The sequence below is a fragment of the Rhodococcus sp. P4_C10 genome (assembly GCF_056402135.1).
Window position 1 is genome coordinate 27924 of record NZ_JBFUHZ010000017.1, and the last position, 23719, is coordinate 51642.

The 23719-nt window shown below is 69.9% G+C and carries 20 protein-coding genes; 15 read left to right on the forward strand and 5 right to left on the reverse strand.

The features are described 5' to 3' along the window. Positions 1-8 precede the first annotated feature (8 nt). The 7 genes from AC1DWC_RS14310 (at position 9) to AC1DWC_RS14340 (ending at position 5001) form a co-directional block, all read left to right on the forward strand. Complete coding sequence (locus tag AC1DWC_RS14310) at positions 9-1169, forward strand: SMP-30/gluconolactonase/LRE family protein (protein WP_477908991.1); 1161 nt, start codon at positions 9-11, stop codon at positions 1167-1169. Positions 1170-1186: 17 nt separating this feature from the next. After that, positions 1187-1471, forward strand: coding sequence for an acylphosphatase (locus AC1DWC_RS14315; protein WP_477908993.1), 285 nt, complete (start codon positions 1187-1189; stop codon positions 1469-1471). Positions 1472-1601: 130 nt separating this feature from the next. Further along, positions 1602-2102 (forward strand): hypothetical protein, encoded by a 501-nt coding sequence (locus AC1DWC_RS14320; protein ID WP_477909064.1) that lies wholly within the window; start codon positions 1602-1604, stop codon positions 2100-2102. 1 nt (position 2103) lies between these two features. Further along, complete coding sequence (locus AC1DWC_RS14325) at positions 2104-3270, forward strand: glutathionylspermidine synthase family protein (protein ID WP_477838100.1); 1167 nt, start codon at positions 2104-2106, stop codon at positions 3268-3270. 37 nt (positions 3271-3307) lie between these two features. Then, on the forward strand, positions 3308-3763 hold the full coding sequence (locus AC1DWC_RS14330; protein WP_072846934.1) for a DUF350 domain-containing protein: 456 nt from the start codon (positions 3308-3310) through the stop codon (positions 3761-3763). A 239-nt stretch (positions 3764-4002) separates the two neighbouring features. Next, positions 4003-4683, forward strand: a complete 681-nt coding sequence (locus tag AC1DWC_RS14335; RefSeq protein ID WP_477908995.1) for a hypothetical protein — start codon at positions 4003-4005, stop codon at positions 4681-4683. Positions 4684-4731: 48 nt separating this feature from the next. Beyond that, the gene (locus AC1DWC_RS14340; RefSeq protein WP_477908997.1) at positions 4732-5001 is read left to right on the forward strand and encodes a transposase; all 270 of its coding nucleotides are present in this window, start codon (positions 4732-4734) and stop codon (positions 4999-5001) included. Here AC1DWC_RS14340 and AC1DWC_RS14345 read toward each other — a convergent pair. After that, complete coding sequence (locus tag AC1DWC_RS14345; RefSeq protein WP_477908999.1) at positions 4982-6547, reverse strand: APC family permease; 1566 nt, start codon at positions 6545-6547, stop codon at positions 4982-4984. The genes AC1DWC_RS14340 and AC1DWC_RS14345 overlap by 20 nt on opposite strands. 100 nt (positions 6548-6647) lie before the next feature. Here AC1DWC_RS14345 and AC1DWC_RS14350 point away from each other — a divergent pair, with 100 nt between their 5' ends. The 5 genes from AC1DWC_RS14350 to AC1DWC_RS14370 all read left to right on the forward strand — a co-directional run bounded on the left by AC1DWC_RS14350 (position 6648) and on the right by AC1DWC_RS14370 (position 13742). Then, on the forward strand, positions 6648-7424 hold the full coding sequence (locus AC1DWC_RS14350) for a VOC family protein (RefSeq protein WP_477909001.1): 777 nt from the start codon (positions 6648-6650) through the stop codon (positions 7422-7424). Positions 7425-7523: 99 nt separating this feature from the next. Continuing rightward, positions 7524-11138: a chromosome segregation protein SMC gene (smc, locus tag AC1DWC_RS14355; RefSeq protein WP_477909003.1), complete on the forward strand. Its 3615-nt coding sequence runs from the start codon at positions 7524-7526 to the stop codon at positions 11136-11138. A 50-nt stretch (positions 11139-11188) separates the two neighbouring features. Then, on the forward strand, positions 11189-11767 hold the full coding sequence (locus AC1DWC_RS14360; protein WP_477909005.1) for a TetR/AcrR family transcriptional regulator: 579 nt from the start codon (positions 11189-11191) through the stop codon (positions 11765-11767). Positions 11768-11954: 187 nt separating this feature from the next. After that, a complete protein-coding gene (locus tag AC1DWC_RS14365; RefSeq protein ID WP_477909007.1) occupies positions 11955-12797 on the forward strand; it encodes an SGNH/GDSL hydrolase family protein in 843 nt (280 codons plus the stop codon). Positions 12798-12920: 123 nt separating this feature from the next. After that, on the forward strand, positions 12921-13742 hold the full coding sequence (locus AC1DWC_RS14370; protein ID WP_477909009.1) for an acyl-CoA thioesterase: 822 nt from the start codon (positions 12921-12923) through the stop codon (positions 13740-13742). A 78-nt stretch (positions 13743-13820) separates the two neighbouring features. On the opposite strand, the gene AC1DWC_RS14375 is transcribed toward AC1DWC_RS14370, so the two are convergent. From AC1DWC_RS14375 to AC1DWC_RS14390, 4 genes are read right to left on the reverse strand one after another with little or no spacing between them, the layout of a single operon-like run. Next, positions 13821-15563, reverse strand: a complete 1743-nt coding sequence (locus tag AC1DWC_RS14375; protein WP_477909011.1) for an N-acyl-D-amino-acid deacylase family protein — start codon at positions 15561-15563, stop codon at positions 13821-13823. A 49-nt stretch (positions 15564-15612) separates the two neighbouring features. Beyond that, complete coding sequence (gene casG / locus AC1DWC_RS14380; RefSeq protein WP_477909013.1) at positions 15613-17274, reverse strand: steroid-24-oyl-CoA synthetase; 1662 nt, start codon at positions 17272-17274, stop codon at positions 15613-15615. Further along, entirely contained in the window at positions 17271-18434 is a 1164-nt protein-coding gene (locus AC1DWC_RS14385) for a serine hydrolase domain-containing protein (protein WP_477909015.1), read from the reverse strand. Before AC1DWC_RS14385 ends, casG begins: the two co-directional genes overlap by 4 nt. 14 nt (positions 18435-18448) lie before the next feature. Beyond that, complete coding sequence (locus AC1DWC_RS14390) at positions 18449-19816, reverse strand: flavin-containing monooxygenase (protein ID WP_477909017.1); 1368 nt, start codon at positions 19814-19816, stop codon at positions 18449-18451. Between the two features lie 231 nt (positions 19817-20047). Between AC1DWC_RS14390 and AC1DWC_RS14395 the strand changes: the two genes are divergently transcribed. The 3 genes from AC1DWC_RS14395 (at position 20048) to AC1DWC_RS14405 (ending at position 23660) form a co-directional block, all read left to right on the forward strand. Beyond that, positions 20048-20680 carry a TetR/AcrR family transcriptional regulator gene (locus tag AC1DWC_RS14395; RefSeq protein ID WP_477909019.1) on the forward strand — a complete coding sequence of 211 codons (633 nt, stop codon included), beginning with the start codon at positions 20048-20050 and terminating at the stop codon, positions 20678-20680. Positions 20681-20777: 97 nt separating this feature from the next. After that, positions 20778-22283, forward strand: a complete 1506-nt coding sequence (gene ftsY / locus AC1DWC_RS14400; protein WP_477909021.1) for a signal recognition particle-docking protein FtsY — start codon at positions 20778-20780, stop codon at positions 22281-22283. Between the two features lie 207 nt (positions 22284-22490). Then, a complete protein-coding gene (locus AC1DWC_RS14405; RefSeq protein ID WP_477909023.1) occupies positions 22491-23660 on the forward strand; it encodes a phosphodiester glycosidase family protein in 1170 nt (389 codons plus the stop codon). The last annotated feature ends 59 nt before the right edge of the window (positions 23661-23719 follow it).

Genomic DNA, 23719 nt, shown 5'->3' on the forward strand with positions numbered 1-23719 from the left:
TAGGCGCCATGATTCTGACCCGCGTTGCGATGGTCGGCGCCGTGGTCGCCGGCGCGCTCGTCGGTGCCCCGCTCGCCGGGGCCCAGCCGGTGCCCGTCCCGCCCGCCCCCGCCGTTCCCGCCCCCGTGCCTCCCGCCGCCGATCCCGCTGCGGCGCAGCCGTCTTCGGTTGCGCCCACACCCACGACCGAGCCGGCTCCCGCGCCCGTCGGCGCACCGGCTCCCGCGCCGGCCGCCACGGTCGTGCCCGCGACGACGACGGCTGCGCCCACGACGACGGCTGCGCCCACGACGACGGCTGCGCCCGCCGCCACGACGCAACCCGCGCCCGCTCCCACGGCGTGCGTGCCGTGGACGGTGAGCACCGTGGCCTCCGGATTCGGGATGCTCGAGAACCTGGCCTTCGACGGCCGCGGCAACATCCTGCTCTCGGAGGGCGCGCCCAGCGGCGGGGGAGCCCTGCGCACCCTGACGGCGAAGGGCGAGAAGGGCGACCTGGTCGAGGACGTGAACAGCCCCGGCGGCATCGTCGTCGACGGGTCGAGGGCGCTCTTCACCACCGGCAACAACGCGATGTCGGGCCTGATGGGTGCGACCAACGGAACCGTCGAGTCGGTGAACCTGGACACGGGCGAACGGACCACTCTCGCCAAGGGACTGACCATGCCCAACGGCCTGGCCCAGCTCGCCGACGGTGACCTGCTCACCACCACCGCGCTCGGCGACAGCGTCGGCATCACCCGGATCCCCGTGGGCGGCGGCGAGTCGAAGCGACTGTCCGTCGACCTCGGCAGCGTCAACGGCATCGCGGCCACCACCGACGGCAAGGTCGTCGTCGACACCTCCTTCGACGCCACCAGCGCCGTGCACGTCCTCGACGCCGCCGACCTGACTGCCGCGCCGCAGACCGTGAAGCTGCCCGGCGACGGCCGCACCAACATCGCCGACGACCTGGCCGTCGGCGAGGACGGCAGCGTGTACGTCGCGCTCAACGGCGCGGGCAAGGTTGTCCGCGTCGACCCGGTCAGCGGGAACCAGTGCGACATCGCCACGGGCATCACGATGCCGTCCTCGGTGCGCTTCGGCGCCGGCGACGGATGGGACCCGACGGCGTTGTACGCCACCAGTTTTGACGGCAAGGTGCGCAAGCTCGTGCCGCCGACCCGCTGACCGCCGGACACACCGCGATGCCCTCGACACCGCCCGCGCGCCTGACCGCTTGGGTTCACGGGTCGGTGCAGGGCGTCGGTTTCCGGTGGTGGACCAGGTCCCGGGCGCTCGAGTTCGGGCTGGTCGGCCACGCGACGAACCGTCCCGACGGGCGTGTCCTGGTGATCGCCGAGGGGCCGCGTGCGGACTGCGAGCGACTGCTCGGGCTGCTGCGGTCCGGCGCGACGCCGGGCCGGGTGGACCTGGTGGTCGAGAGCTGGTCGGACGCAGCGGGTGGGCTCGTCGGATTCGTCGAACGCTAGGGTCGGGTCGATGACGTCACACGGTGGGGAGGGCTCAGTGGGACCCGAGCGGGGAGAACCGGGGAATTCGGGACCGGAGGAGCAGCGGCCGGAAACCCAGGGCGCGACACCGGCCCGTCCGGGTGGACGGATCCGTCGGCAGGAACCCGGCGCGACGCAGCCGCGTCCGCCCACGGTCGGCGAGGCCCGAGCCCGGGAGAAGGCCCGCAAGGAGCGCGAGGAACTCGAACGCCAGGCCGCGGAGGCCGCGGCCTGGGACGAGCAGCGCCGCCGCACCCGCCGCAAGGCGATGATCGGCGGGGTGGCAGTGGTCGGCGTCGTCGGGCTGGTGGCGCTCGGCTACACCGCGCTGTCGTCGGACACGGTCACCGCGACCTGCGTCAACCCGGACACCGAGGTCGAGGTCCCGGAGGAGTACTGCACGAACGGCTCCCCGGGTGTGGGTGGCCTGTTCATCTTCGCCGGGTCCTCCTACCGCTACAACTACGGCGGCAAGGGCGGCGGCGTCGGCACCGTCGTCACCGGGGGGAGCACCGCCAAACCACAGGGAGCCACCGTCAAGACCAAGTCCGGCACCACAATTCAGCGAGGCGGCTTCGGCAGCAAGGTCTCCGGAAGCGGCGGGAGCTGAGATGCGCAGACTACGTGGCACCCCGCGACCGGGGTGGCAGGAGAAGGTGACCGCGCAGGGACTGGTCTACGGCACCCCCGCGCGGATGGCCGACGGCACCGACCGCCCGTACTGGGACGAGTCGGTGCACTACGAGTTCGAGATGGACGAGATCCTCGCGCTCGAGGCGGACGTCGAACTGCTGCACTCGATGTGCCTCAACGCCGTCGAGCACGTGATCCTCACCGAGCGGTACCACGAGTTCGGCCTGCCCGAGTGGTCCTGGGGGCCGATCGCCGAGTCCTGGCGTCGCGGTGACCCGCACGTCTACGGCCGATTCGACCTTCGCTACGACGGACGTCGGCCGGCCAAGCTGCTCGAGTACAACGCGGACACCCCGACCACACTGCTCGAGGCCTCGATCCTGCAGTGGCACTGGCTTACCGACACCCACCCCGGCGACGACCAGTGGAACTCGCTGCACGAGAAGCTGGTCGAGCGGTGGGCCGCGATCCGTGCCCAGTTGCCCAGCGCCGAGATGCATTTCTCGTGGTCCTCGGCCGACGCCAGCGGCGAGGACAACGTCACCGTCGCCTACATGCAGGAGTGTGCGGCGGAAGCCGGGCTCGACACCGTGGCCCTGGCGATCGAGGAGATCGGCTTCGACCCGGACCTGCACCGCTTCGTCGACCTCGAAGAGGCGCCGATCTCCACGCTGTTCAAGCTGTACCCCTGGGAGTGGGTGCTCGACGACGACTTCGGTAAGCGCGCAGTCGAACTCATGCCCGAGACCATGTGGATCGAACCGCTGTGGAAGACGTTGCTGAGCAACAAGGCCATCCTCGCGGTGCTCTGGGGGATGTACCCCGGGCACCCGAACCTGCTGCCCGCCTACCTCGACGATCCTCACGAACTCACCGAGTACGTCCGCAAGCCGAAGCTCGGCCGCGAGGGCGCCAACGTCTCGATCGTCGGCGCGGGCATGGACACCAGCACCGGCGGCATCTACGGCGAGGAGGGCTTCGTCTACCAGTTGCTCGATCCGCTACCGGAATTCGACGGCATGCGGCCGGCGCTCGGCGCCTGGATCGTCGGCGACGAGGCGGCAGGGCTGGGCATCCGGGAGACCTCCGGACTGGTCACCGACGACGGGGCGGCCTTCGTGCCGCACCGGATCCCGCAGCAGTGAACACACACTCACCGAACTTCATCGAACGGAGCACGACATGACTACGACCGTGGTGGCCCTGAGCGCCGACTACTGGTCCCAGCTGGGTCGGGGAGTGTCGGCCATCGTGCTGTACGCCATCGTCGGCCTGGTCCTGATGGTGCTGGGCTTCTACGCGATCGACTGGTCGACTCCGGGGCCGCTGCGCACCATGCTTCGGGAGGGCAAGCCGAACTCGGCGGTGGTGACGGCGTCCGGGATGGTGAGCATGGCGCTGATCGTGGTGCTGGCCATCTACGCCTCGTCCGGGAAGCTGGCGGAGGGACTGATCTACACGCTGGTGTTCGGCCTCGTCGGCATTGCGGCACAGGTGATCTCCGTGCGACTGGTGGAACTGGTCACCGGCATCGACATCGGCACCGTGCTGGCGGAGGAGCGCTTCACCCCCGAGGTGCTGGTGGTCGCGGCCGCCCACCTGGCGCTGGGTCTCGTGGTCGCGGTCGCGATCCTGTAACCAGGCACCACGTGCTCGTGCACGGTCACCGGGTCCAGGGACCCGGTGACCGCGCACGAGCGGCGCAGCGGCCTGGAGCGTGTCTCCTGACAGATCGCGCCCGGTCACCTCATGGGTTGACGGAGGACAGCCATTCACGCCTCCAACGGCTCGTGACACGGATGCCTTGCGTTCACCGATTCGTCGCCGAGTGATGGCATCGTTCGACCGCCCACCGAGGACGAGAGAAGGCGACAGAGATGCGCGAATCTATGCGACGCAGGCGTTTTACCTATCTAGGCGCACTCGCGCTGTCCGTGATCGCGGCATTCGCAATCGCGCAGCCGGCGGCCGCGGCGCCGCGGCAATCATCCCCACAAGATCTTTGGACCGTGCCGACCCGGCCGGCTTCCGACTTCACAATCCTCGTGGCCTACAGCTTCGGCAACCGGATCCTTGCCGGCGTGGATCCGACGCGAACGGTGGGTCAGCCAGGTCCGGTCAACGAGGCTCTGGCGGACGCCATCGTCGCGACTCGCGGAACTCGGACGGTGCCGATCTACGCGCAGACCGAAATCGCGTCCGTGCTGCGCGGCAAGTATGGGTTGACCGACGTCATCGAAATTGGTCCGGATCAGGCACCTGACGGCACGCTCGTCTATCTGTCGACCGATGGAGTCGCGAAGAAGGTCGCGTCGTTGCGCGGCCCACGCGCTGGCGATGATGTTGTCGGCGTCATCGCGTTCAGCGACCACCAGTGGCGTTCGGTCTATACGACTGTCGCGGCGGGGTTCCACGCTTACGGCCCGGGCGGGATAGCGATGCCCGCGACCTACGACCCGCTTTCCGGACAAGACTGGACCCGCAGCCGGGAAAGCTATCTGCCCCGCGACATTGCAGGGCGGGTCGCGTTGCTACCGCAGCTGGTCTCCGCGAGCTAGCTGGTGCGTGTCTGGATAGCGGCGGCTGGATCGGCGACACTGCTCGTCGTGTCACGTACCGAGTACCTGTCTGACGCCCAGTGGGCGTTGATCGAGCCGCTGCTGCCGTCAGTCGGCGAACAGGGCGGACGTCCGTTCCGCAGCAACCGCCGGGTGGTCGAGGGCATCGTCTACCGGTACCGGGTCGGTGTGCCGTGGCGTGACGTGCCAGTCGAACTACACGAACCTGCGGACCGCTACGACAAATTCGCGCTCACCTGTCGGGCCGGGGTGTTGTTGTCGGCGGTCTGCACGTGGCTCAGGTTCCTTGCCCGTTAGGAGACACGCCCTGGCGGTCCTCCGGGGCGGGCAGTCCGCGCGGGACGGTCTCGCCGTCGAAGAACGCGCGGTCCCGGCTCCGCCACCACCACATCAGCGGCAGTCCCAGCAGCATCGAGACGACGCCGAGGATGAACACGCCGCCGATCTGCCAGTGCGGGGCGAACGGCATGGTCCAGCTGGTCTCGCCGGCGTCGGAGGCGAACGAGGTGACGGCCGTCCAGGCCGCCGCGAACAGCAGCATCGCCCCGCCCAGGAGGGGGAACACCCCCCGCAGCAGCAGGTTTCGGGTGCTGCTGCGCAGGGTGCCGCGGTAGAGCCAGGCGCAGGCCAGTGCCGTCATCCCGTAGTAGAAGCCGACCGCGATGCCGATGGCGGAGACCGAGTCGAAGATCAGGTTGCCCGCCGAGACGAAGTTGAAGACCACGTACAGCGCCACCGAGGCCGCGCCCATCGCGAGCGTCGAGACGGTGGGGGTGAGGTACCGCGGATGCACCCGCGCGAAGGCGTCGGGCAGCGCCCGGAACACGCCCATCGACAGGGTGGTGCGGGCGGTCGGCAGGATCGTCGTCTGGGTGGAGGCGACCGCGGAGGTCAGGATCATCAGCAGCAGCACGTGGGTGAGCACCTGGCCGAGCAGGCCCTCGCCGAACACCGCGGTCCCGATCGCGGCGAAGAAGTCGTCGAAGTGTTCCGGGTTGGCCAGGCCGGTGCCTTCGGTCCCGACGCCGGCGAACGACTGCGCGGCCACCGTCACCAGCACGTAGAGCGAGACCAGCACCACCGTGGAGATGACCGCCGACCGGCCCGGGGTACGGCGGCTGTCGATGGTCTCCTCGTTGACCGAGACGACGGAGTCCCAGCCCCAGTAGATGAACACCATCAGCAGGATCGCGTTGACGAACGTGGAGAACGAGGAGATCTCGAACGGGTTGAACCAGCTCCACTCGGGGGTCAGGGCCGCCGCGCCTGCGTTGCCCAGCCACACCCGGACCAGGGCGACCACGGCGAAGATCACGAGCGCGACGAACTCGATCGTCAGCAACACCGACTGGACCCGCGCCGAGACGTCGATGCCGCGGAAACACAGGTAGGTCATCGCCACCATGAACGCCACGCCGAGCAGCAGCACCCACACGCTGGTGGCGTCCGCGCCGATGCCCTCGGCGCCGAGGAGCAGGAAGGTGTACTGCCCGGCGACCTGCGCGAGGCTGGCCATCACCAGGACGTCCGCGACCACGATCGCCCAGCCGGACATCCAGCCCCAGGCGGGGCCGAATGCGCGCGTCGCCCAGACGAAGGTGGTCCCGCAGTCCGGGTCGGCGGCGTTGAGCTCCTTGTAGCCGAAGGCGGCGAACAGGATCGGCACGAAGGCGAGCAGCGCGACCACGGGTGCTTGCAGCCCGACCGCCGCGACGACGAGGCCGAGGGTGGCCGCGATGCTGTACGCCGGACCGGCCGAGGCCACCCCGATCACCACGCTGGAGGTCAGGCTCAGGGCCCCCGCCCGGAGCCCCTTGGATTTGGTCGCCACGTCATCGATCACTCGGGGGAGGGTAGTGCAGCGCATGAGGGCACGCGTACCGCGTCCAGATGGGCGGGCAGAGGCTAGCGTCAACTTCGTACCCGACAGTTGAGGAGTAGCGATGAGCGCCGTCACGACGAACCAACCGCTTGGCACCCCCACCTGGATCGACCTCGGCATACCCGACCTCGATCGAGCGATGTCGTTCTACGGGGCGGTCTTCGGGTGGGAGTTCGACGTCGGGCCGGAAGAGACCGGGAGGTACACGATGTGCCTGTTGCGGGGCAAGAATGTTGCCGCGCTGATGCCGAATCCCGACGAGAGCGCGACCGAGTTCTGGTGGAGCGTCTACCTGGCCACCGACGACGTGGACGTCACGGTCGCTCGATCCACGGACGCGGGTGGTGTCGTGCTGGCGGAGCCGATGGATGTGATGGGCCAGGGCCGGATGGCGATCGTGCGGGACCCGTCCGGCGCACAGTTCGGGCTTTGGCAGGGGCAGGCGCACGTCGGCTGCGAGCTGGTGAACGAGCCGAACACGCTGCTGCGCAACGACCTGGTGACGCCGGACCCCGGCCCGGCACGTGACTTCTACGCCACGGTCTTCGACTTCACGCTGGACGGAAACGACGACCTGCCCGGCATGGACTTCACCTTCCTGCGCAGACCGGACGGGCACGAGATCGGCGGCATCATGGGTGACCCGGCCGCGCCCGCATCGGCCTGGGGCACGCTGTTCCAGGTTGCCGACACGGACGCGGCCGTCGCCGCGGCCCGAGCCGCCGGGGGTACCTCGAGCGACCCGACGGACATGCCGTACGGGCGGACCGCGGAGGTCACCGACCCGTTCGGTGCGAAGTTCACGGTCGGTTCCCCCCTGCCGGGTGCGCAGGGGTAGCGCCGTGTCCCGCCCCGMCGGGGTGCACGCCGAGGTGTGCGCCCCGTCGGGGCGATCAATTGGGGAGTCGGTCGGTGCGGTGCAGTAACGTCATTCGTCATGCATCTCAAGAGTCTGACGCTGAAGGGCTTCAAGTCCTTCGCCTCCGCGACGACTCTGCGATTCGAGCCGGGGATCACCTGCGTGGTGGGCCCCAACGGCTCCGGTAAGTCCAACGTCGTCGACGCGTTGACCTGGGTGATGGGGGAGCAGGGCGCCAAGGCGCTGCGCGGCGGAAAGATGGAGGACGTCATCTTTGCCGGCACCTCCGGCCGGGCCCCACTCGGCCGGGCCGAGGTGACGCTCACGATCGACAACTCCGACGGTGCGCTGCCCATCGAGTACTCCGAGGTGTCCATCACCCGGCGGATGTTCCGTGACGGTGCCGGCGAGTACGAGATCAACGGCACCTCCTGCCGGCTGATGGACGTGCAGGAACTGCTCAGCGACTCCGGCATCGGCCGCGAGATGCACGTCATCGTCGGGCAGGGCCGGCTCGCCGCGATCCTCGAGTCCCGCCCCGAGGACCGCCGGTCTTTCATCGAGGAGGCCGCGGGAGTCCTCAAGCACCGCAAGCGCAAGGAGAAGGCCGTCCGCAAGCTGGACGCCATGCAGGCCAACCTGGCCCGCCTCGGCGACCTCACCGCGGAACTGCGCCGACAGCTCAAGCCGCTGAGCCGGCAGGCCGAGGTCGCGCGCCGGGCCCAGACCGTCCAGGCCGACCTGCGCGACGCCCGGCTGCGGCTGGTCGCGGACGACCTGGTCACCCGCCGCGGCGAACTGGCCACCCAGGCCCAGGGCGAGGCGATGGCCCGCGCCCAGCAGGAGCACGTGCAGGCCGAACTCGAGGCGGCGTCCGCGGAACTCGGCGCCCACGAGCACGCCCTGGCACGGCTCACGCCGGGCGCCGAGGCCGCCGGTCAGACCTGGTTCCGGCTCTCGGCGCTGGCCGAACGCGTCAACGCGACCATTCGGATCGCCGCCGAACGCGCGCGGCACCTCGACAGCGCGCCCGCCGTCGGCCGCGGCCAGGACCCCGACCAGCTCGAGGCGCAGGCGGAGCGGGTGGCGGCGGAGGAGGCCGAACTGGTCGAGGCGCTCGAGATCGCCCGGGCCACCCTCGACGCGGCGCGCGAGCAGCTCGCCGAGTACGAGGAGGCGTCCGCGGCCGCCGAACGGGCCCACCTCGCCGCGGTCCGCGCGATTGCGGACCGGCGTGAGGGCCTCGCCCGGCTCTCCGGGCAGGTGGACACGCTGCGCACCAGGGGCGATTCCATCGACGCCGAGGTCGCGCGGCTCTCGGTGGCCATCGAGGACGCCCGCGCCCGCGGTGACGCCGCGCAGGCGGAGTTCGAGAGCGTGCAGGACCGGATCGGCGACCTCGACGCCGGCGAGTTCGGGCTCGACGCCCACAACGAGCGGGCCGTCGCCGCGCTGGCGGCCGCGACCGCTCGGGTCACCGAGCTGAAGGACGCCGAGCGTGCCGCCGGGCAGGAGGTGGTCTCGCTGCGGGCGCGGATCGAGGCCCTGTCGATCGGCCTGCAGCAGAAGGACGGCGCCGCGTGGCTGGTCGAGCACCGGTCCGGCGACGGGCTGATCGGGCCGCTGGCCGGGTTGCTGCGGATCCGGACCGGTTTCGAGGTGGCGATCGCCGCCGCGCTCGGTCCGGCGGCCGACGCCATCGCCGCGGGCTCCGTCGCCGACGCCCGGTCCGCGGTGGCGGCGCTCAAGCAGGCCGACGGCGGACGGGCCGCGCTGGTCGCCGGGGACGCCCCGGCGCCGGACCCGGTGGTCGCGGCGTTGCCGGTCGGCGCGCATCCCGCGCTGGACCTGGTGGAGCACCCGGACTCGATGCGCGGCGCGTTGAGCGCGTTGCTCGGCGCCGTGGCGGTGGTCGACGACCTGGCCGCTGCCGCGGATCTTGTTGCCGCGCAGCCGCATCTGAGTGCGGTCACACTCGACGGCGACCTGCTCGGGGCCGGGTGGATCACCGGCGGATCCGACCGGCGGCCCTCCACGCTCGAGGTGCAGTCCGCCATCGACGCGTCGACCGCGGCCCTGGCCGACGCCGAACGCCGGGCGGAGGAGCTGACGGCCGCGCTCGCCGGGGCGGAGGCCGAGCGGGCCGACCGGGCCGAGCACGCCGAGCAGGCACTGGCCGCGCTGAACGAGTCCGACGCGGCGATGTCTGCGATCTACGAGCAGCTCGGCCGGTTGGGGCAGGTGGCCCGCGCCGCGCACGCGGAGTCGGAGCGGCTCGCGGCCCAGCGCATCGCGGCGGAGGCCGGACGCGAGGAGTCGGTCGAGGCGCTGCGGGAACTCGAGGAGCGTCTCGCGCTCGCCCAGCGGGAGCAGTCCGCCCCCGGTGGCGCCGCGGCGGGGGACCCGAGCTCCGAGGACCGCGAGGCGGCGTCCGCCGCGCTGGCAGAGGTGCGGGCCGTGGAGGTGGAGGCCCGGCTGACGCTGCGCACGGCGGAGGAACGAGCCGAGTCGGTGCGGGGCAAGGCGGACTCGCTGCGTCGCGCGGCGCAGGCGGAGCGCGAGGCCCGGGCGCGGGCGGAGCGGGCGATGGCCGCCAGGCAGAATGCGGCGGCCGTCGCGGCGGCCGTGGCGGAGTCGGGGCAACGGGTGGCCGCGCACCTCGAGACGGTCGTCGCCGCCGCCGCGGGGCACCGCGACGAGCTGACCCGCCAACGCGCCGAGCGCAGTGGGCAACTCGAGACGGTGAAGGAACGGGTGCGTCAGTACACCGCCCAGATGACCGCACTGACCGACGCCGTGCACCGCGACGAGGTGGCTCGGGCGCAGGCCGCGCTGCGGATCGAACAGCTCGAGCAGACCATCGCCGAGCAGCACGGCATCGGCCTCGAGGATCTGGTCGCCGAGTACGGACCGGAGGTGCCGCTGCCGCCGTCGGCGCTCGAGGTCGCCGAGTACGAGCAGGCCCGCGAGCGGGGTGAGCAGGTGGTCGCGCCGGCGCCGATGCCGTACGACCGCGCCACCCAGGAGCGCCGGCTCAAGCTGGCGGAGAAGGACCTGGCCACCCTCGGCAAGGTCAACCCGCTGGCGCTCGAGGAGTTCGCCGCGCTCGAGGAGCGGTACAACTTCCTGTCCACCCAACTCGAGGACGTCAAGAACGCCCGCAAGGACCTGCTCGGGGTGGTGGCGGACGTGGACGCCCGGATCCTGCAGGTGTTCACCGAGGCGTACGCGGACGTGGAACGCGAGTTCGTCGGCGTGTTCGCGAAGCTGTTCCCCGGCGGCGAGGGCCGACTGGTGCTGACCAATCCGAGCGACATGCTCACCACCGGCATCGAGGTGGAGGCCCGCCCGCCCGGCAAGAAGGTCAAGCGGCTCTCGCTGCTCTCCGGCGGGGAGAAGTCGTTGACGGCGGTCGCGATGCTCGTGGCCATCTTCCGTGCCCGGCCGTCCCCGTTCTACGTGATGGACGAGGTGGAGGCCGCGCTCGACGACACCAACCTGCGCCGGCTGATCGGGCTGTTCGAGCAGCTGCGGGAGAAGTCGCAGCTGATCGTCATCACCCACCAGAAGCCGACCATGGAGGTCGCGGACGCGCTGTACGGGGTGAGCATGCGCGGCGACGGCATCACCCAGGTGATCTCCCAGCGGCTGCGGGGACAGAACCTCGCGGTGCCGGAACCGGTGGCGGAGTAGCCACATTGGACTCGTGCGAGCGTTCCGTTCGCTGCCCCTAAGCTTGGCGGGTGGCAAAACGAGGTTCCTATGCGAAAGGCATCGAGCGGCGCGAGCAGATTCTCGACGCCGCACTGCAGGTGATCGCCGAACGCGGCTACCGGGCGACGTCGGTCAGCGAACTGGCCGCCGCGGTCGGGCTGAGCCAGACGGGCATCCTGCACTACTTCGGCTCCAAGGAAGAGCTGTTCATCGCGGTGCTCCGCAAGCGTGACGAGTTGGCCGTCGCGGCTCCGCGCGGTCGGCACCCGGTGGAAGCGTTCGTCGACGTGATGCGAAAGAACGCCGAAGTGCCCGGTCTGGTCGAGCTCTACGCCTACATGTCCGTGGAGGCGTCCAACCCGCAACATCCCGCGCACCAGTTCATGCTCGACCGGTACCGCATTCTCACCGAACTGCTCGCGGGGGCTCTGCGCGCGATGCAGGATTCCGGGTCCCTCGCGCCCGACATCGACGTAACCTCTACGGCCACAGCGTTGGTGGCGCTCGCGGACGGATTGCAGGTGCGATGGCTGCTCGACCCGACGATCGACATGGCGGGGCAGATCGAGCAGTTCTGGAATCAGATCGCCGGCCGTACCGAGGCCTGACGAGTCCCGCGCCCTGCGCGAAGAGTCGGCCCGGAATCACACCCTTGTGATTGAACACTGAGCGGTATACGGTTTCTGAATTGTGACTGGTGTCACGGGCCGAACGGCCCTGGCGCTCCCGGCACGAAACGGGCGCAACGACCAAGGGGAGACAACTGTGGGGTTGAAGACTGGAATGAGGCGGCTTGTGGCGACCGTGGGGGTGCTGGCCGCGGTGACGGGTGTCGCATCGGGCGCGTCCGCATCGGCGGACCCTGCGCCCGGCCTCGAATACGTCAATCTCGGCGACAGCTTCAGCGCCGGATCCGGCGTCTCCCCGATCGCGCCCGGGACGCCACTCGAGTGCTGGCAGTCCGAGCAGAACTTCGCGCACATCGTGGCAGCGGAGCGTGGCTACCGGCTCACCGACGTCAGCTGCGGCGGCGCGAAGACGCAGGACTTCTACGAGGCGCAGTACGAGAGCACCCGGCCACAGTTGGAGGCGCTCACGCCCACGACCGAACTGGTCACCCTGATGATCGGCGGCAACAACAACAACACCTTCGCTGAGGCGATGGTCACCTGCATCGGCGCAATGGTGTCGAACCCCGGCGTGTTCGAGCCCTGCCGAGTGCAGGCCGGCGCCAGCCTGACCGATCCGATCGTCAACGAGACCTACCCCGCGCTGGTCACCGCGCTGCGGGACATCCACGCCAAGTCACCGCGCGCCCAGGTCGTCATCGCCGGCTACCCGTGGCTCGTGCCCGCGAGCGGCGGTTGCTCGCCCCAGATGCCGCTGGCCGAGGGCGATGTCAGCTACCTGCGTGAAATGCAAGCCTCACTGAACGACGCGGTCAAGCGCGCCGCCGCGGAGACCGACTCGACCTTCGTCGACATGTCGCAGGTCTCCGAGGGTCGCGACGGCTGCAAGTCACCCGCCGAGCGTCTGGTCGAGCCGATGCTCTTCGCCAACCAGCCGGTTCCGGTGCACCCGAACACCGCCGGTGAGCGTGCGCTCGCCGATCAGGTGCTGGCGGCGATCGGGCAGTAGTCTGCCCGGTCGGCGGTTCGCCCCGGCTCCCGGTTCCCTCGGACCGGAAGCCGGGGCGAATTCGCGTCGATCGTGTCTGCCTTCATAATCGGACATGATCTGCCAACCCGTGAGGAGCCCACTGTGAGCGAGACCGTCGCACCGTCACATCCGTTCGACGACGCCGTCGGATTGACCCTGGTCGGTGACGGGCATTTCACCGGGCACACGTCCACGGACTACGCCAACATGGTCGGCCCGTTCGGCGGCATCACCGCCGCGGCGCTCGTGCGGGCGGTGCAGCAGCACCCGGACCGGCTCGGCGACCCGCTGTCTTTGACGGTCAACTTCGCCGGACCCGTGGCCGAGGGCCCGTTCGAGATCTCCGCCCGGCCGGTGCGGACCAACCGGTCGACCCAGCACTGGGCGCTCGAGCTGACCCAGGACGGGGTCGTCGCGACCACCGCGACTGCGGTGTTCGGCACCCGCCGGGACACCTGGTCTTCCGACGAGATCACGATCCCGGCGGTTCCCGATCCGGATTCCGTTGCGCCCGACGCCTTCCCGGACTTCATCGCCTGGGCCCGCAACTACGAGATGCGGTTCGTCGAGGGCGGAATCCCGAAGCTGGAATCGGTCGAGCATCCGACCTCCACCTCCACGCTGTGGGTGCGCGACACCCCGGCCCGGCCGCTCGACTTCCCGGCGCTGACGGCCATGAGCGACGTCTTCTTCCCCCGGGTGTTCCTGCGCCGCGGGAAGTTCATGCCGGCCGGCACCGTCACGCTGACCGTGTACTTCCATGCCGACGCGGCCGCGCTCGCGGAGCAGGCGGATGCCGCGGTGCTCGGCTCGGCCCGCGCGCAACGGTTCGGCAAGGGCTACTTCGACCAGTCCGCGGAGCTGTGGGGACGAGACGGTGTGCTGCTGGCCACGGCGCACCAGCTCGTGTACTTCAAGGACTGACCTCACGGACGAAAAAGGGCGGTTGCCCGGGCCTGACCCCTCGGTCCATGCCCCGGCAACCGCCCGTCCGTCCGCCGGCTATCCGGCGCGCAGGAACCGTCCCGTCCGCTTGGTGCCGAGCACGGGCGTCGGCTGCCCGTCTCGGACGACGCATTCGCCGCCGACGAACACCGCCGACACCGCATCGTCGTTCCGGTTGACCATTCTGGAAAGCCCGTCGTACTCCGGGACCGGGCACTCGGCATAGGCGTCGAGTGAGGCGTCGAGATGCTCCGGGTCGAGCACCACCACGTCGGCCCGGTCACCCTCGCGCAGGTGTCCGGCGTCGAGCCCGTACCAGTCGGCGAGCTCGCCGGTGAGCCGGTGCACCGCCTGCTCCGTGGTCATGAACGGAGTCCCCGCCTGCTCGGCGTCGCGGACGCGACGCAGCAGGCGGAGGCCGAAGTTGTAGAACGCCATGTTGCGCAGGTGCGCGCCCGCGTCGGAGAAGCCCAGCTGCACACCGGGATCGGACGCGAACTTGTTGAGCACCTCGGGACGGTGGTTCGAGATCGTGGTGCGCCACCGAACCTTGGTGCCGTACTCGACCACCAGGTCGAGGAAGGCGTCCACCGGGTGCACCCCACCCCGCTCGACCCCGACCTGACCGAAGGTCTTGCCGATCACGGAATCGTCCGGGCACTCGACGATCTCGGCGTCGAAGAAGTCGCGATGCCAGACCCGCGGACCGTACTTCTTGTCGTAGTCCTTGCGGAACCGGCGGCGGTAGGCCTCGTCGGCCAGCAGCGCGCTGCGCGCCTCGAGCTGGTTGGACAGGTCCAGCGCCGCGGCCCCGGACCCGAACTCCTCGAACACCGGCAGGTCGATGCCGTCGGAGTAAACCTCGAACGGGACGGGCAGGTGCTGCCACCGGAAGTTGCCGCGCATCGCGTTGACCGCCCGCGCCATCGCCGGGAAGATCTGTGCCACAGCCGGAATCGCCTTCACGTCGGCGGCGGAGAGCAGGGAGACCTTCAACGGGCGCCGGAAGAGCCCGGTGCTGCTCAGGGCCAACGCGACCATGGTCTGCGGGCGGCCCACGTCGGGGCCGGCCTGCAACGCCCGGCCCCGTCGACGCAGGATTGCCGTCAGCCGGCGACGTTCCTTCCGTGTCGAGTACGTCGAGGGCAGGGTCCTGGACCGGCACACCTCGCCGTCGAGCTTGTCGAAGAGCAGTTCCTGCGAGGACATGCCGATGAAGCCCGCGTCGAGCGCCTCCTCGAGCTTGGCTGCCATCGCGTCGAGTTCGGCGGGGGTGGGCTTGACGTCCTTGCGGGTCGACCGGTCCAGGCCCATCTGCGCGGCCCGGATGTCCGAGTGGCCGATGAAGGAGGCCACGTTCGGGCCCAACGGCAGTGCCTCGATCGCCTCGACGTACTCGTGCGCCGAGGTCCACGTCTGGGACTCGGTGAGCGTGTCGACCACGTGCTTGCGCGGGATGGCCTCGACCCGGCCGAACAGGTCACCCGCGTCGGAGGGGCCGGCGTGGACGGCCGACAGCGAGCACGAGCCCAGGAAGATCGAGGTGACGCCGTGGCGCACCGACTCCTTCAGGCCCGGGCTGAGGATGACCTCGACGTCGTAGTGGGTGTGGATGTCGACCATGCCGGGCATCACCCACTTCCCGGCCGCGTCGAGAACCTGCGGGCAGTCCGCCTCGTCGAGCGGGTCGACCGAGACGACCGCCACCCGCCCGTCCCGGATGCCGAGGTTGCGGGTCACGGACTTGGCGCCGGTGCCGTCGAACCACCGGCCGTTCTTGATGATCACGTCGTAGCTCATGGCAGAGCCTTCCATTCTCGAACTTTGTCGATTGCCGACCGGGGGTCCATCAGACGGTCACCTTGGTGCGCATCGTCTTGCCGGTCGCGTTGCGCGGCAGCGGGACGGTGGTGATCCGCCACTGTGCCGGGACCTTGAAGTAGGCGAGGCGTTCGCCGGCGMACGCCCGCAGTTCCTCCTCCGTGACGGCGTCGTCGGACCGCGCGACAACCACCACGGCCACCTCCTGGCCGAGGTCGGCGTGGTCCACGCCGAGCACGACGCACTCGAGCACCTCGGGGTGCTCGTCGAGGCACTGCTCGATCTCCATCGGGTACACGTTCTCGCCGCCGCGCAGGATCAGGTCCGACCGTCGCCCGGTGAGCCGGACCATGCCGTTCTCGATCACGCCGAAGTCACCGGTGCGCAGCCAGCGGTCCTCGCTGATCGCCGCGGCGGTGGCCTCGGGGTTTTCCCAGTAGCCGAGCATCACGTAGGGGCTGCGCGCGCAGATCTCACCCTCCACCCCGTCGGCGACCTTCTCCCCGAACGGATCCCGGACCTCCACGGCGACCCCGATGATGGGTCGGCCGAGGGTGCCGGGGAAGTGCGCGAGGTCCAGGGGCGTGGCGACGGAGATCGCGGTGGCGCTCTCGGTCTGGCCGTAGCTGTCGACGAGCGAGTTGCGTGCGAACGGCACCTTCTCACGGAGCCGGTCCTGGAACGCCGCGGACGACGGCGCCGCCGACAGCGCGAACGCGGTGACGGAGGAGAGGTCGTAGCGCGAGAGGTCCTCGTGCTCGAGCAGGCGATTGGCCATCGTGGGGACGGCGGCCCAGTTGGTCACGCGTTCGCGCTCGACCAGCCGGAGCATCCGGTCCACGTCGAACGAGCCCTGGTAGATCACCACCGCGCCGCCCGTGGCGAGCCGCGGGACGGCCAGGTTGTGCAGGCTGGCGATGTGGAACAGCGGCGAGGTGAGCAGGTACCGCCGGTCGCTCGGGGCGTCGGAGTTCGGGTCGCCGCCGGTGAACGCGGCGGCGAGTGCGTCGCTGAACCGGTGGTAGTCGATGGTCGCGAGCACGTTCCGGTGCGAGTGCACGGCGCCCTTGGGGCGGCCGCTGGTCCCGCTGGTGTAGAGGATCACCGCCGGGTCGTCCTCGGCCACCTCGGTGGTCGGCAGCTCGGCGCCGGCGAACTCGGTGAACAGCCGGGGCAGGTCCTCCTCCATGGTGAGCACCGTGGTGTCCACGTCGAGGCCCGCGAGCACGGCGGCGCGCTTGGCGTCGGCGACCACGACGGTGGGCGTGGTGTGCCCGACGCCGTACTCGACCTCACGCGGCGCCCACCAGGCGTTGAATCCGACCGCGATCGCGCCGAGCGTCTGCGCCGCCCAGAAGGTGACGAGCCACTCGGGGGAGTTCGCGGCCAGGATGCCGATCCGGTCGCCCTTGCCGACGCCGTAGCGCTCCCGCAGGGCGGTGGCGAGCGCGGCCACCGCGGCCCCGTGCTGGGCGTAGCTCATCCGGGTGTCCTCAGTGACGAGGTAGTCGCGGTCGCCGTAGGCCAGCGAGTTCGCCAGCACGTCGCCGAGGGCACGGTCGCGGTTCTTCATGATCGGGATGTCGGCACCGAGCACGTTCTCTACGCCGAGTTCGAACCGCCCGCCCGGGCCGGTGAGGCCCGCCATCACGGAGGCGATGTATGCCTGGGGGTCAACAGAATTGGTCACCGGGAAACCTCTTTCCGTGCCGCGTGAACGGCCTCGTTGGTGGCGTGCAGGTAGGCGTCGCTGCGGTCGGAGCCGATCAGCCCCGGCGCCATCTTGTTCATTGTGTAGGCGAAGGTGAGCCGGTTGTCGAGGTCGTTGACGAGCATCGACCCGCCGAAGCCGGCCCACCAGCACACCCGGCCGTCGCGCACCAGCGGGGCGGTGTCCGGGTGGGGGAGACCGTAGCCGATGCCGAACCGCAGCGGGGTGAGGATGGCCAGGTCGATGCCGTCGGCCTGCTGCTCGAAGATCAGGTCGATGGTGGCCTGGGAGAGCAGTCGCGTGCCGTCCAGTTCGCCGCCGCAGGAGATCAGCGACTGCAGGCGGGCGACCGAGCGCGCGTTGCCGTGACCGTTCATGGCGCCGAGCTCCGCCTGCCGCCAGTCGGCGGTGTTGACCTTCTCCAGGTCGAGCCACGGGCTGGTCACCGACTTGACCAGGATGCTGTCCTGGTCGAGCGTGGACATGTCGAAGTCGATTGCCGGCGCCGGGATCATCGGGGCGATCCGGCCGAAGTGCTCGGGGCCGGTACCGATGTGGAAGTCGGCCCCCAGCGGCCCCGCCAGCTCCTCGGCGAAGAAGCGCCCCAGGCTGCGGCCGTCCACCCGCCGGATCACCTCGCCGACCAGGTGCCCGTAGTTCAGCGCCTGGTAGCCCGACGCGGTGCCCGGCTCCCACCAGGGCGCCTGCGTGGCCAGCCGGGCGCTGGCGGCCTCGGTGTCGTAGATGTCCTCGAGCTCGATCGGACGCTCCCAGCCGGACACCCCGGACGTGTGCGAGAGCAGGTGCCGAACCTCGATGTCCGCCTTGCCGTTTGCCGCGAACTCGGGCCAGTAGTGCGAGACCTTCTGGTAGACGTCGATCTCGCCGCGATCGACGAGGAGCAGCGCGGACAGCGCCGTCATCGTCTTGGTCAGCGAGAAGACGTTGACGATGGTGTCCTCGGCCCACGGCGTGGTCTGCTCATGGTCGGCGTAGCCGCCCCAGACGTCGACGACCGGCTGCCCGTCGACAGTCACGCAGACCGACGCGCCGAGCTCCTCACCCGACGCGAGCTGCTGTTCGAGTGCCTCGCGGACCGGCTCGAAGCCCTCCGCGCAGAATCCCTGTGTCAGTGCCATGTCCATCTCCTCTCTCACGCGTTCTGCATGGCGCGGGCCGGCACGGGCAGGGTGTTGCCGGCGGCCTGGGCGCGCTTGCCGCCGCTGACGATTTCCTTCTTCAGGTTGCGCACGTACGGGTCGAACTCGCACTGGATGGTGTGCCTGGGGGACTTGTAGTACGGCTTGAGGTAGTACTCCTCGTCGGCGGCGAGGACGGCGCCCATCTCGCTGGGGGCCGGCGGCAGGTACTTGCCCGCGAGGTAGGCGGCGACGAGCTTGCTCTGCTGCTCGGCAAAGTTCACCAGGGTCGGCATCGGCTGCGCGAGGCCCATGAAGAACAGGTTGTCGATGTCGGGCTTCATCATCCGCTTGAACAGCGGGAAGCGGTTCTCGCTGTCGGGCAACAGGTTCGGATCGGTGAAGAACGGGAAGCTGATGTGGTAACCGGTGGCGCAGACGATCACGTCGACGTCCAGGGTGCTGCCGTCGGTGAAGCGCACCTGCTTGCCCTCCAGCGCGGCGATGGCCGGCTTGAACGCGATGTCGCCCGAGCCTGCCTTGCCGAGGAACTCGCCGCTCGCGGACGGGTGCGCCTGGAAGGGCAGGTGGTCAGGCTTGGGCAGGCCGTAGCCCTCCATGGTGCCGAGGTTCTTGTCCAGGAAGCGTCGTTGCAGCGCCATGGCCAGCGGGCGGGGAATCCACGCCGGCATCGACATCTTGTCCCCGGCCACGCCCTTGAGGTACTTCGGCAGCACCCAGACGCCGCGACGGGCGGAGACGGTCAGGGTCTTGGCCAGGAAGCGCTGCGAGAGCTCGGAGGCGATGTCGAGGCCGGAGTTGCCCATTCCGACCACCACGACGTTCTTGCCGCGCATGTCGATCGGGTCGAACGGGTCGTTGTACTCGTGGCTGTGGATGAGCGTGCCGTCGAACTCGCCGGGGTAGTCCGGGGTCCGCGGGTCCCAGTGGTGGCCGTTGCACACGATCAGCGCGTCGTAGGTGCGCGCCTCGCCGGTGGACAGCGTGACCGTCCACAGGCCGTCGTCGCCCCGCTCCGCCCGCTCGACGGAGGTGTTGAACGTGATCTTCTCCCGCAGGCCGAAGTGGTCGACGTAGTCCTTGAAGTACTGGAACAGCTGCGAGTGGTGCGGGAAGTCGGGCCACTCGGCGGGCACCGGGAAGTCCTCAAAGGCCAGTCGCCACTTCGAGGTGTCGATGTGCAGGCTCTGGTAGCAGGCCGACATGCCGTTCGGGTTCTTGAAGTACCAGTTCCCGCCGACCTCGTCGGAGGCCTCGAAGCAGTCGAACGGGATGCCGAACTCCTGAAGGCGCTTGGCGGTGGTAATTCCTGAGGGACCGGCGCCGATGATGCAGACGCGAGGCAAATTCGGGGAGTGCATGGCTTCTCTTTCTGCCGGGGTCGGTGGCCGCGGTCTCATCTCTTCCCGGCCGTCGCGCTGTGGCGCCGGTGGAATCGCGACTGTGACTGCTGCGGTATGTACGACTCGTTGTGACCTACGACATAGAATATCTTTGACTGACGGACTGTCAAGTGAATGACGTAAAGTTGATTTTCTGGCGGTACGGCGACTGGCCGAGCCGCGGGTAATCTTCGATTGGTGGTGGATGCAGTGAGCAATGCGACAGGTACCGGCAGTCGGCGCGGCACGCTGCGAGCCGAGCAGAAGCGCGCAACCCGCGCCCGGCTGGTGGAGTCGGCGCGCGCGCTCTTCGCGGCCCGGGGCTACTCGGCGGTGACGGTCGACGACATCGCCGCCGACGTCGGATGCAGCCGGGCGACCTTCTACCTGCACTTCTCGGGCAAGGTGGAGATCCTGCTGGAGTTGGCCCAGGAGGGTCTGGCACCGAGCGCGCTGGCCTTCTATCAAGACCTCGACCGGGTACTCGAGACGGGATCGCGCGCCGAGTTCGCGGACTGGATCACCCGGGCCATCGAGTGGTTCCACAAGTACAAGGAGATGCTCCCGGCCTGGGACGAGGCGACGGCGCTCGAGCCCGAGTTCCGTGCGATCGCCCGGGACGGAATCCTCGCCCTCCCGAATTCGATGACGAGTTACCTCGCGCGCTGGCCGGAGGGTGAGCGCGACGAGGCCCGCCTGCGCATAGAACTCCTCGTGACGCAGCTCGAACGGTTCTTCACCCGGTGGGCGATGTTGGGCACGATCGACGTCTCCGCCGAGCGCGCCACCGAGGTGCTGACGGACATCTGGTTCCCCGCGTTGTCGGCGCCCGCCGCTCGGTAGACGACGGTCCGTGCCGGTCGCCGATCCGCCGGGGAGTTGCCGAACCCGGGTCGGCCGCGGCTTCGTGCCGCTGCGCTCCGCCTGACAGGATGGGGCGGTGACTACCGGAGCTTGGATTGCAATCGCGGCGGTACTGGCCGTTCTCATCGTGGCCCTCGTCGTGGGCGGTGTGCTGTACCGGCGTCGTCGGGTCAGCCTGCTGCCGCCGCCGTCGACGCCCGAACTGGGGGAGACCAAGGACCGCTCCGGCGGGTACAAGACTGCGGGCGGGATCAGCTTCAGTCAGGGGGCCACGGCCACCGCGCCGCCGAAGCCCGCGCCGGCACCCAAACCGACTCCCGAGGCCAAGCCCGCCCCCGAGGCCAAGCCCGCCCCCGAGGCCAAGCCCGCCCCCGAGGCCGCGCCCACCGTGGTGCCGGTAGCCGCCCCGGAGCCCGAGGTCGTTCCCGAGAGGACCGCACCCGCGGTCGAGGCGGCGCCGGAGGCGACCACACCCGCAGTCGAGGCGGCGCCGGAGGCACCCGCACTCGAGGCGCCCGCGCCGGAGACTGTCGAGCCCGAGGTTGTCGAGGCACCGGCGCCGACGCCGGAGGCTGCACCCGAGGCCGTGACTCCCGCGCCCGAGGTTGTCGCGCCCGAGGTCGGGGTGGAGGCGCCCACGGCCCCCGTTCTCGAGGAGATCGAACCCACCGCGGGCCGGCTCGACCGGCTGCGCGGCCGGCTCTCGCGCTCGCAGTCCGCGGTCGGCAAGAGCCTGCTGGGCCTGCTCGGCGGCGGCGACCTCGACGAGGACTCGTGGGAGGAGATCGAGGACACGCTGCTGATCGCGGACCTCGGCAGCGCCACCACCGAGCAGATCGTGACCCGACTGCGTGCCGAACTGGCCGCGGGCAGCGTCAAGACCGAGGCCGACGCCCGCGCCCTGCTGCGCACCGTCCTGATCGAGGCTCTGCACCCCGAGTTCGACCGTTCGATCAAGGCGCTTCCGCACGACGCGACGCCCGGTGTGCTGCTGGTGGTCGGCGTCAACGGCACCGGCAAGACCACCAGTACCGGCAAGCTCGCGCGCGTCCTGGTCGCCGACGGGCGCCGGGTGCTGCTCGGCGCCGCCGACACCTTCCGCGCTGCCGCCGCCGACCAGTTGCAGACCTGGGCGGAGCGGGTTGGCGCCGAGGTTGTGCGTGGCCCCGAGGGCGGTGACCCCGCCGCGATCGCCTTCGACGCGGTGACCAAGGGCATCGAGACCGGCGTGGACGTGGTGATCGTGGACACCGCCGGCCGCCTGCACACCAAGACCGGGCTGATGGACGAACTCGGCAAGGTGAAGCGGGTTGTGGAGAAGCGTGCCGTCGTGGACGAGGTGCTGTTGGTGCTCGACGCCACCGTCGGCCAGAACGGCCTGGTGCAGGCGCGGGTGTTCGCGGAGGTCGTGGACATCACCGGTGTGGTGCTGACCAAGCTCGACGGCACCGCCAAGGGTGGCATCGTCTTCCAGGTGCAGCGGGAGCTGGGCGTGCCCGTCAAGCTCGTCGGCCTGGGCGAGGGTGCGGACGATCTGGCGCCGTTCGAGCCGGCCGCGTTCGTGGACGCACTGCTCGGCTGAGTGGGCTTGTCGACCTGACTGCCCGGCCCCGCACCTGCGGGGCCGGGCAGTCTCTTCCTGCGGGTTTTCCATTTAGCGTAACGATTACGCAACAAACTTCCGCAATGAATAACAGTGATATTTCAGTCCTGTCTACTTGCGACGTCCGACGTGACCTGCGCCACATTTGGCCGGGCCGGTCGGGCTCACGCAACCGGAGAGGACAACGTGCGTACGAGCGCTGCAGTATCGAGGATCGGCCGTCGGATCGTCACCACTGCCGCCGCCACGGCGATGTGCGCGGGCGTGCTGGCGCCGGCGCTGGCCGCGCCCGCACAGGCCGACCCCCTCGGTGCCGCCAAGGGGCGGCTCGCCGAGGCCGTCGCGTCGGCCCACGGCGGTCCGGTGGTCTACCAGTTCGGTCCCGACTTCCGGCTCCCGATGGTCACCGCGGACGGCCGCGCGTACGACATGGCCACCGACAGCCGACTGGTCGTCATCCCCGGTGCCTCGCACTCCCGGCTGGTCTCGCAGCTGCTGTCCGACTCGAGCGGGCGATGCGAGGGCAACCCCAACGCGGTCACCGGCGACGGCACCCGGCAGAACGCCGAGCTCTACGGCCCGGTCGACGCCTGGCAACGGATGGGCTCGCCCGCCATCGCGATCAACGCCAACTTCTTCGACGTGCGGGCCCAGGGGGCCGGCGACAACTGGTCGAAGAGCGGTTGCAGCTCTCCGATGGGCGCCTACTACGACGCGCACCCCGACACCCACAGCGCCGCGTCCATCTTCGACCTGGGCAGCCGCTACTACGTCGGCAAGGAAGGCCTCAGCGACGGAGCCGGAAAGGTCTGGTCGCCGCTGTCGACCTTCGTCATCGGTGACAGCTTCCTGGGCATGCCGACCGACGCGAACTTCGACATCCGCGACGCCGATTCGGTTCACAACAACGGCGCCGCGGAGCAGTTGGTGAACCAGCTCGAGTTCAGCGGCAAGTCCTTCGTCGCCTTCGGCGGCCTCAAGCTGCGCGCCCCCGGCCAGGAATTCCAGTTCGTCGACAGCCCGGTCCGCAAGGCCGCACGCACCGCGATCGGTTACAACACCGCCCGCGACGAGCTGTACGTCTTCCAGGGAGGCAGCAACGAGAGTGACGGATTCAGCATCGGCAACGTCCAGGACCTCTTCCGTGCCCTCGGCTCGGACAAGGCCGTGGTGCTCGACGGCGGCGGCTCGTCCGCGATGGTGCTCAGCAAGAACGCCGGGCTCACCTGGGCGGGCCAGGGCATCAACGCCGGGATCGCGCCGGCCGGTGCCTGCGCGGAGGTCCCCGGGGCGTACTGCTCGGACGGCGAGGGTCGCCGGGTGCCCGGTTGGCTGGGCCTGCGCACGGCACCCTGAAACCTGGTTGCAACACGTTTCGGGGATGCGTTCACGTGAGTGAAACACCGCGGCGGCAC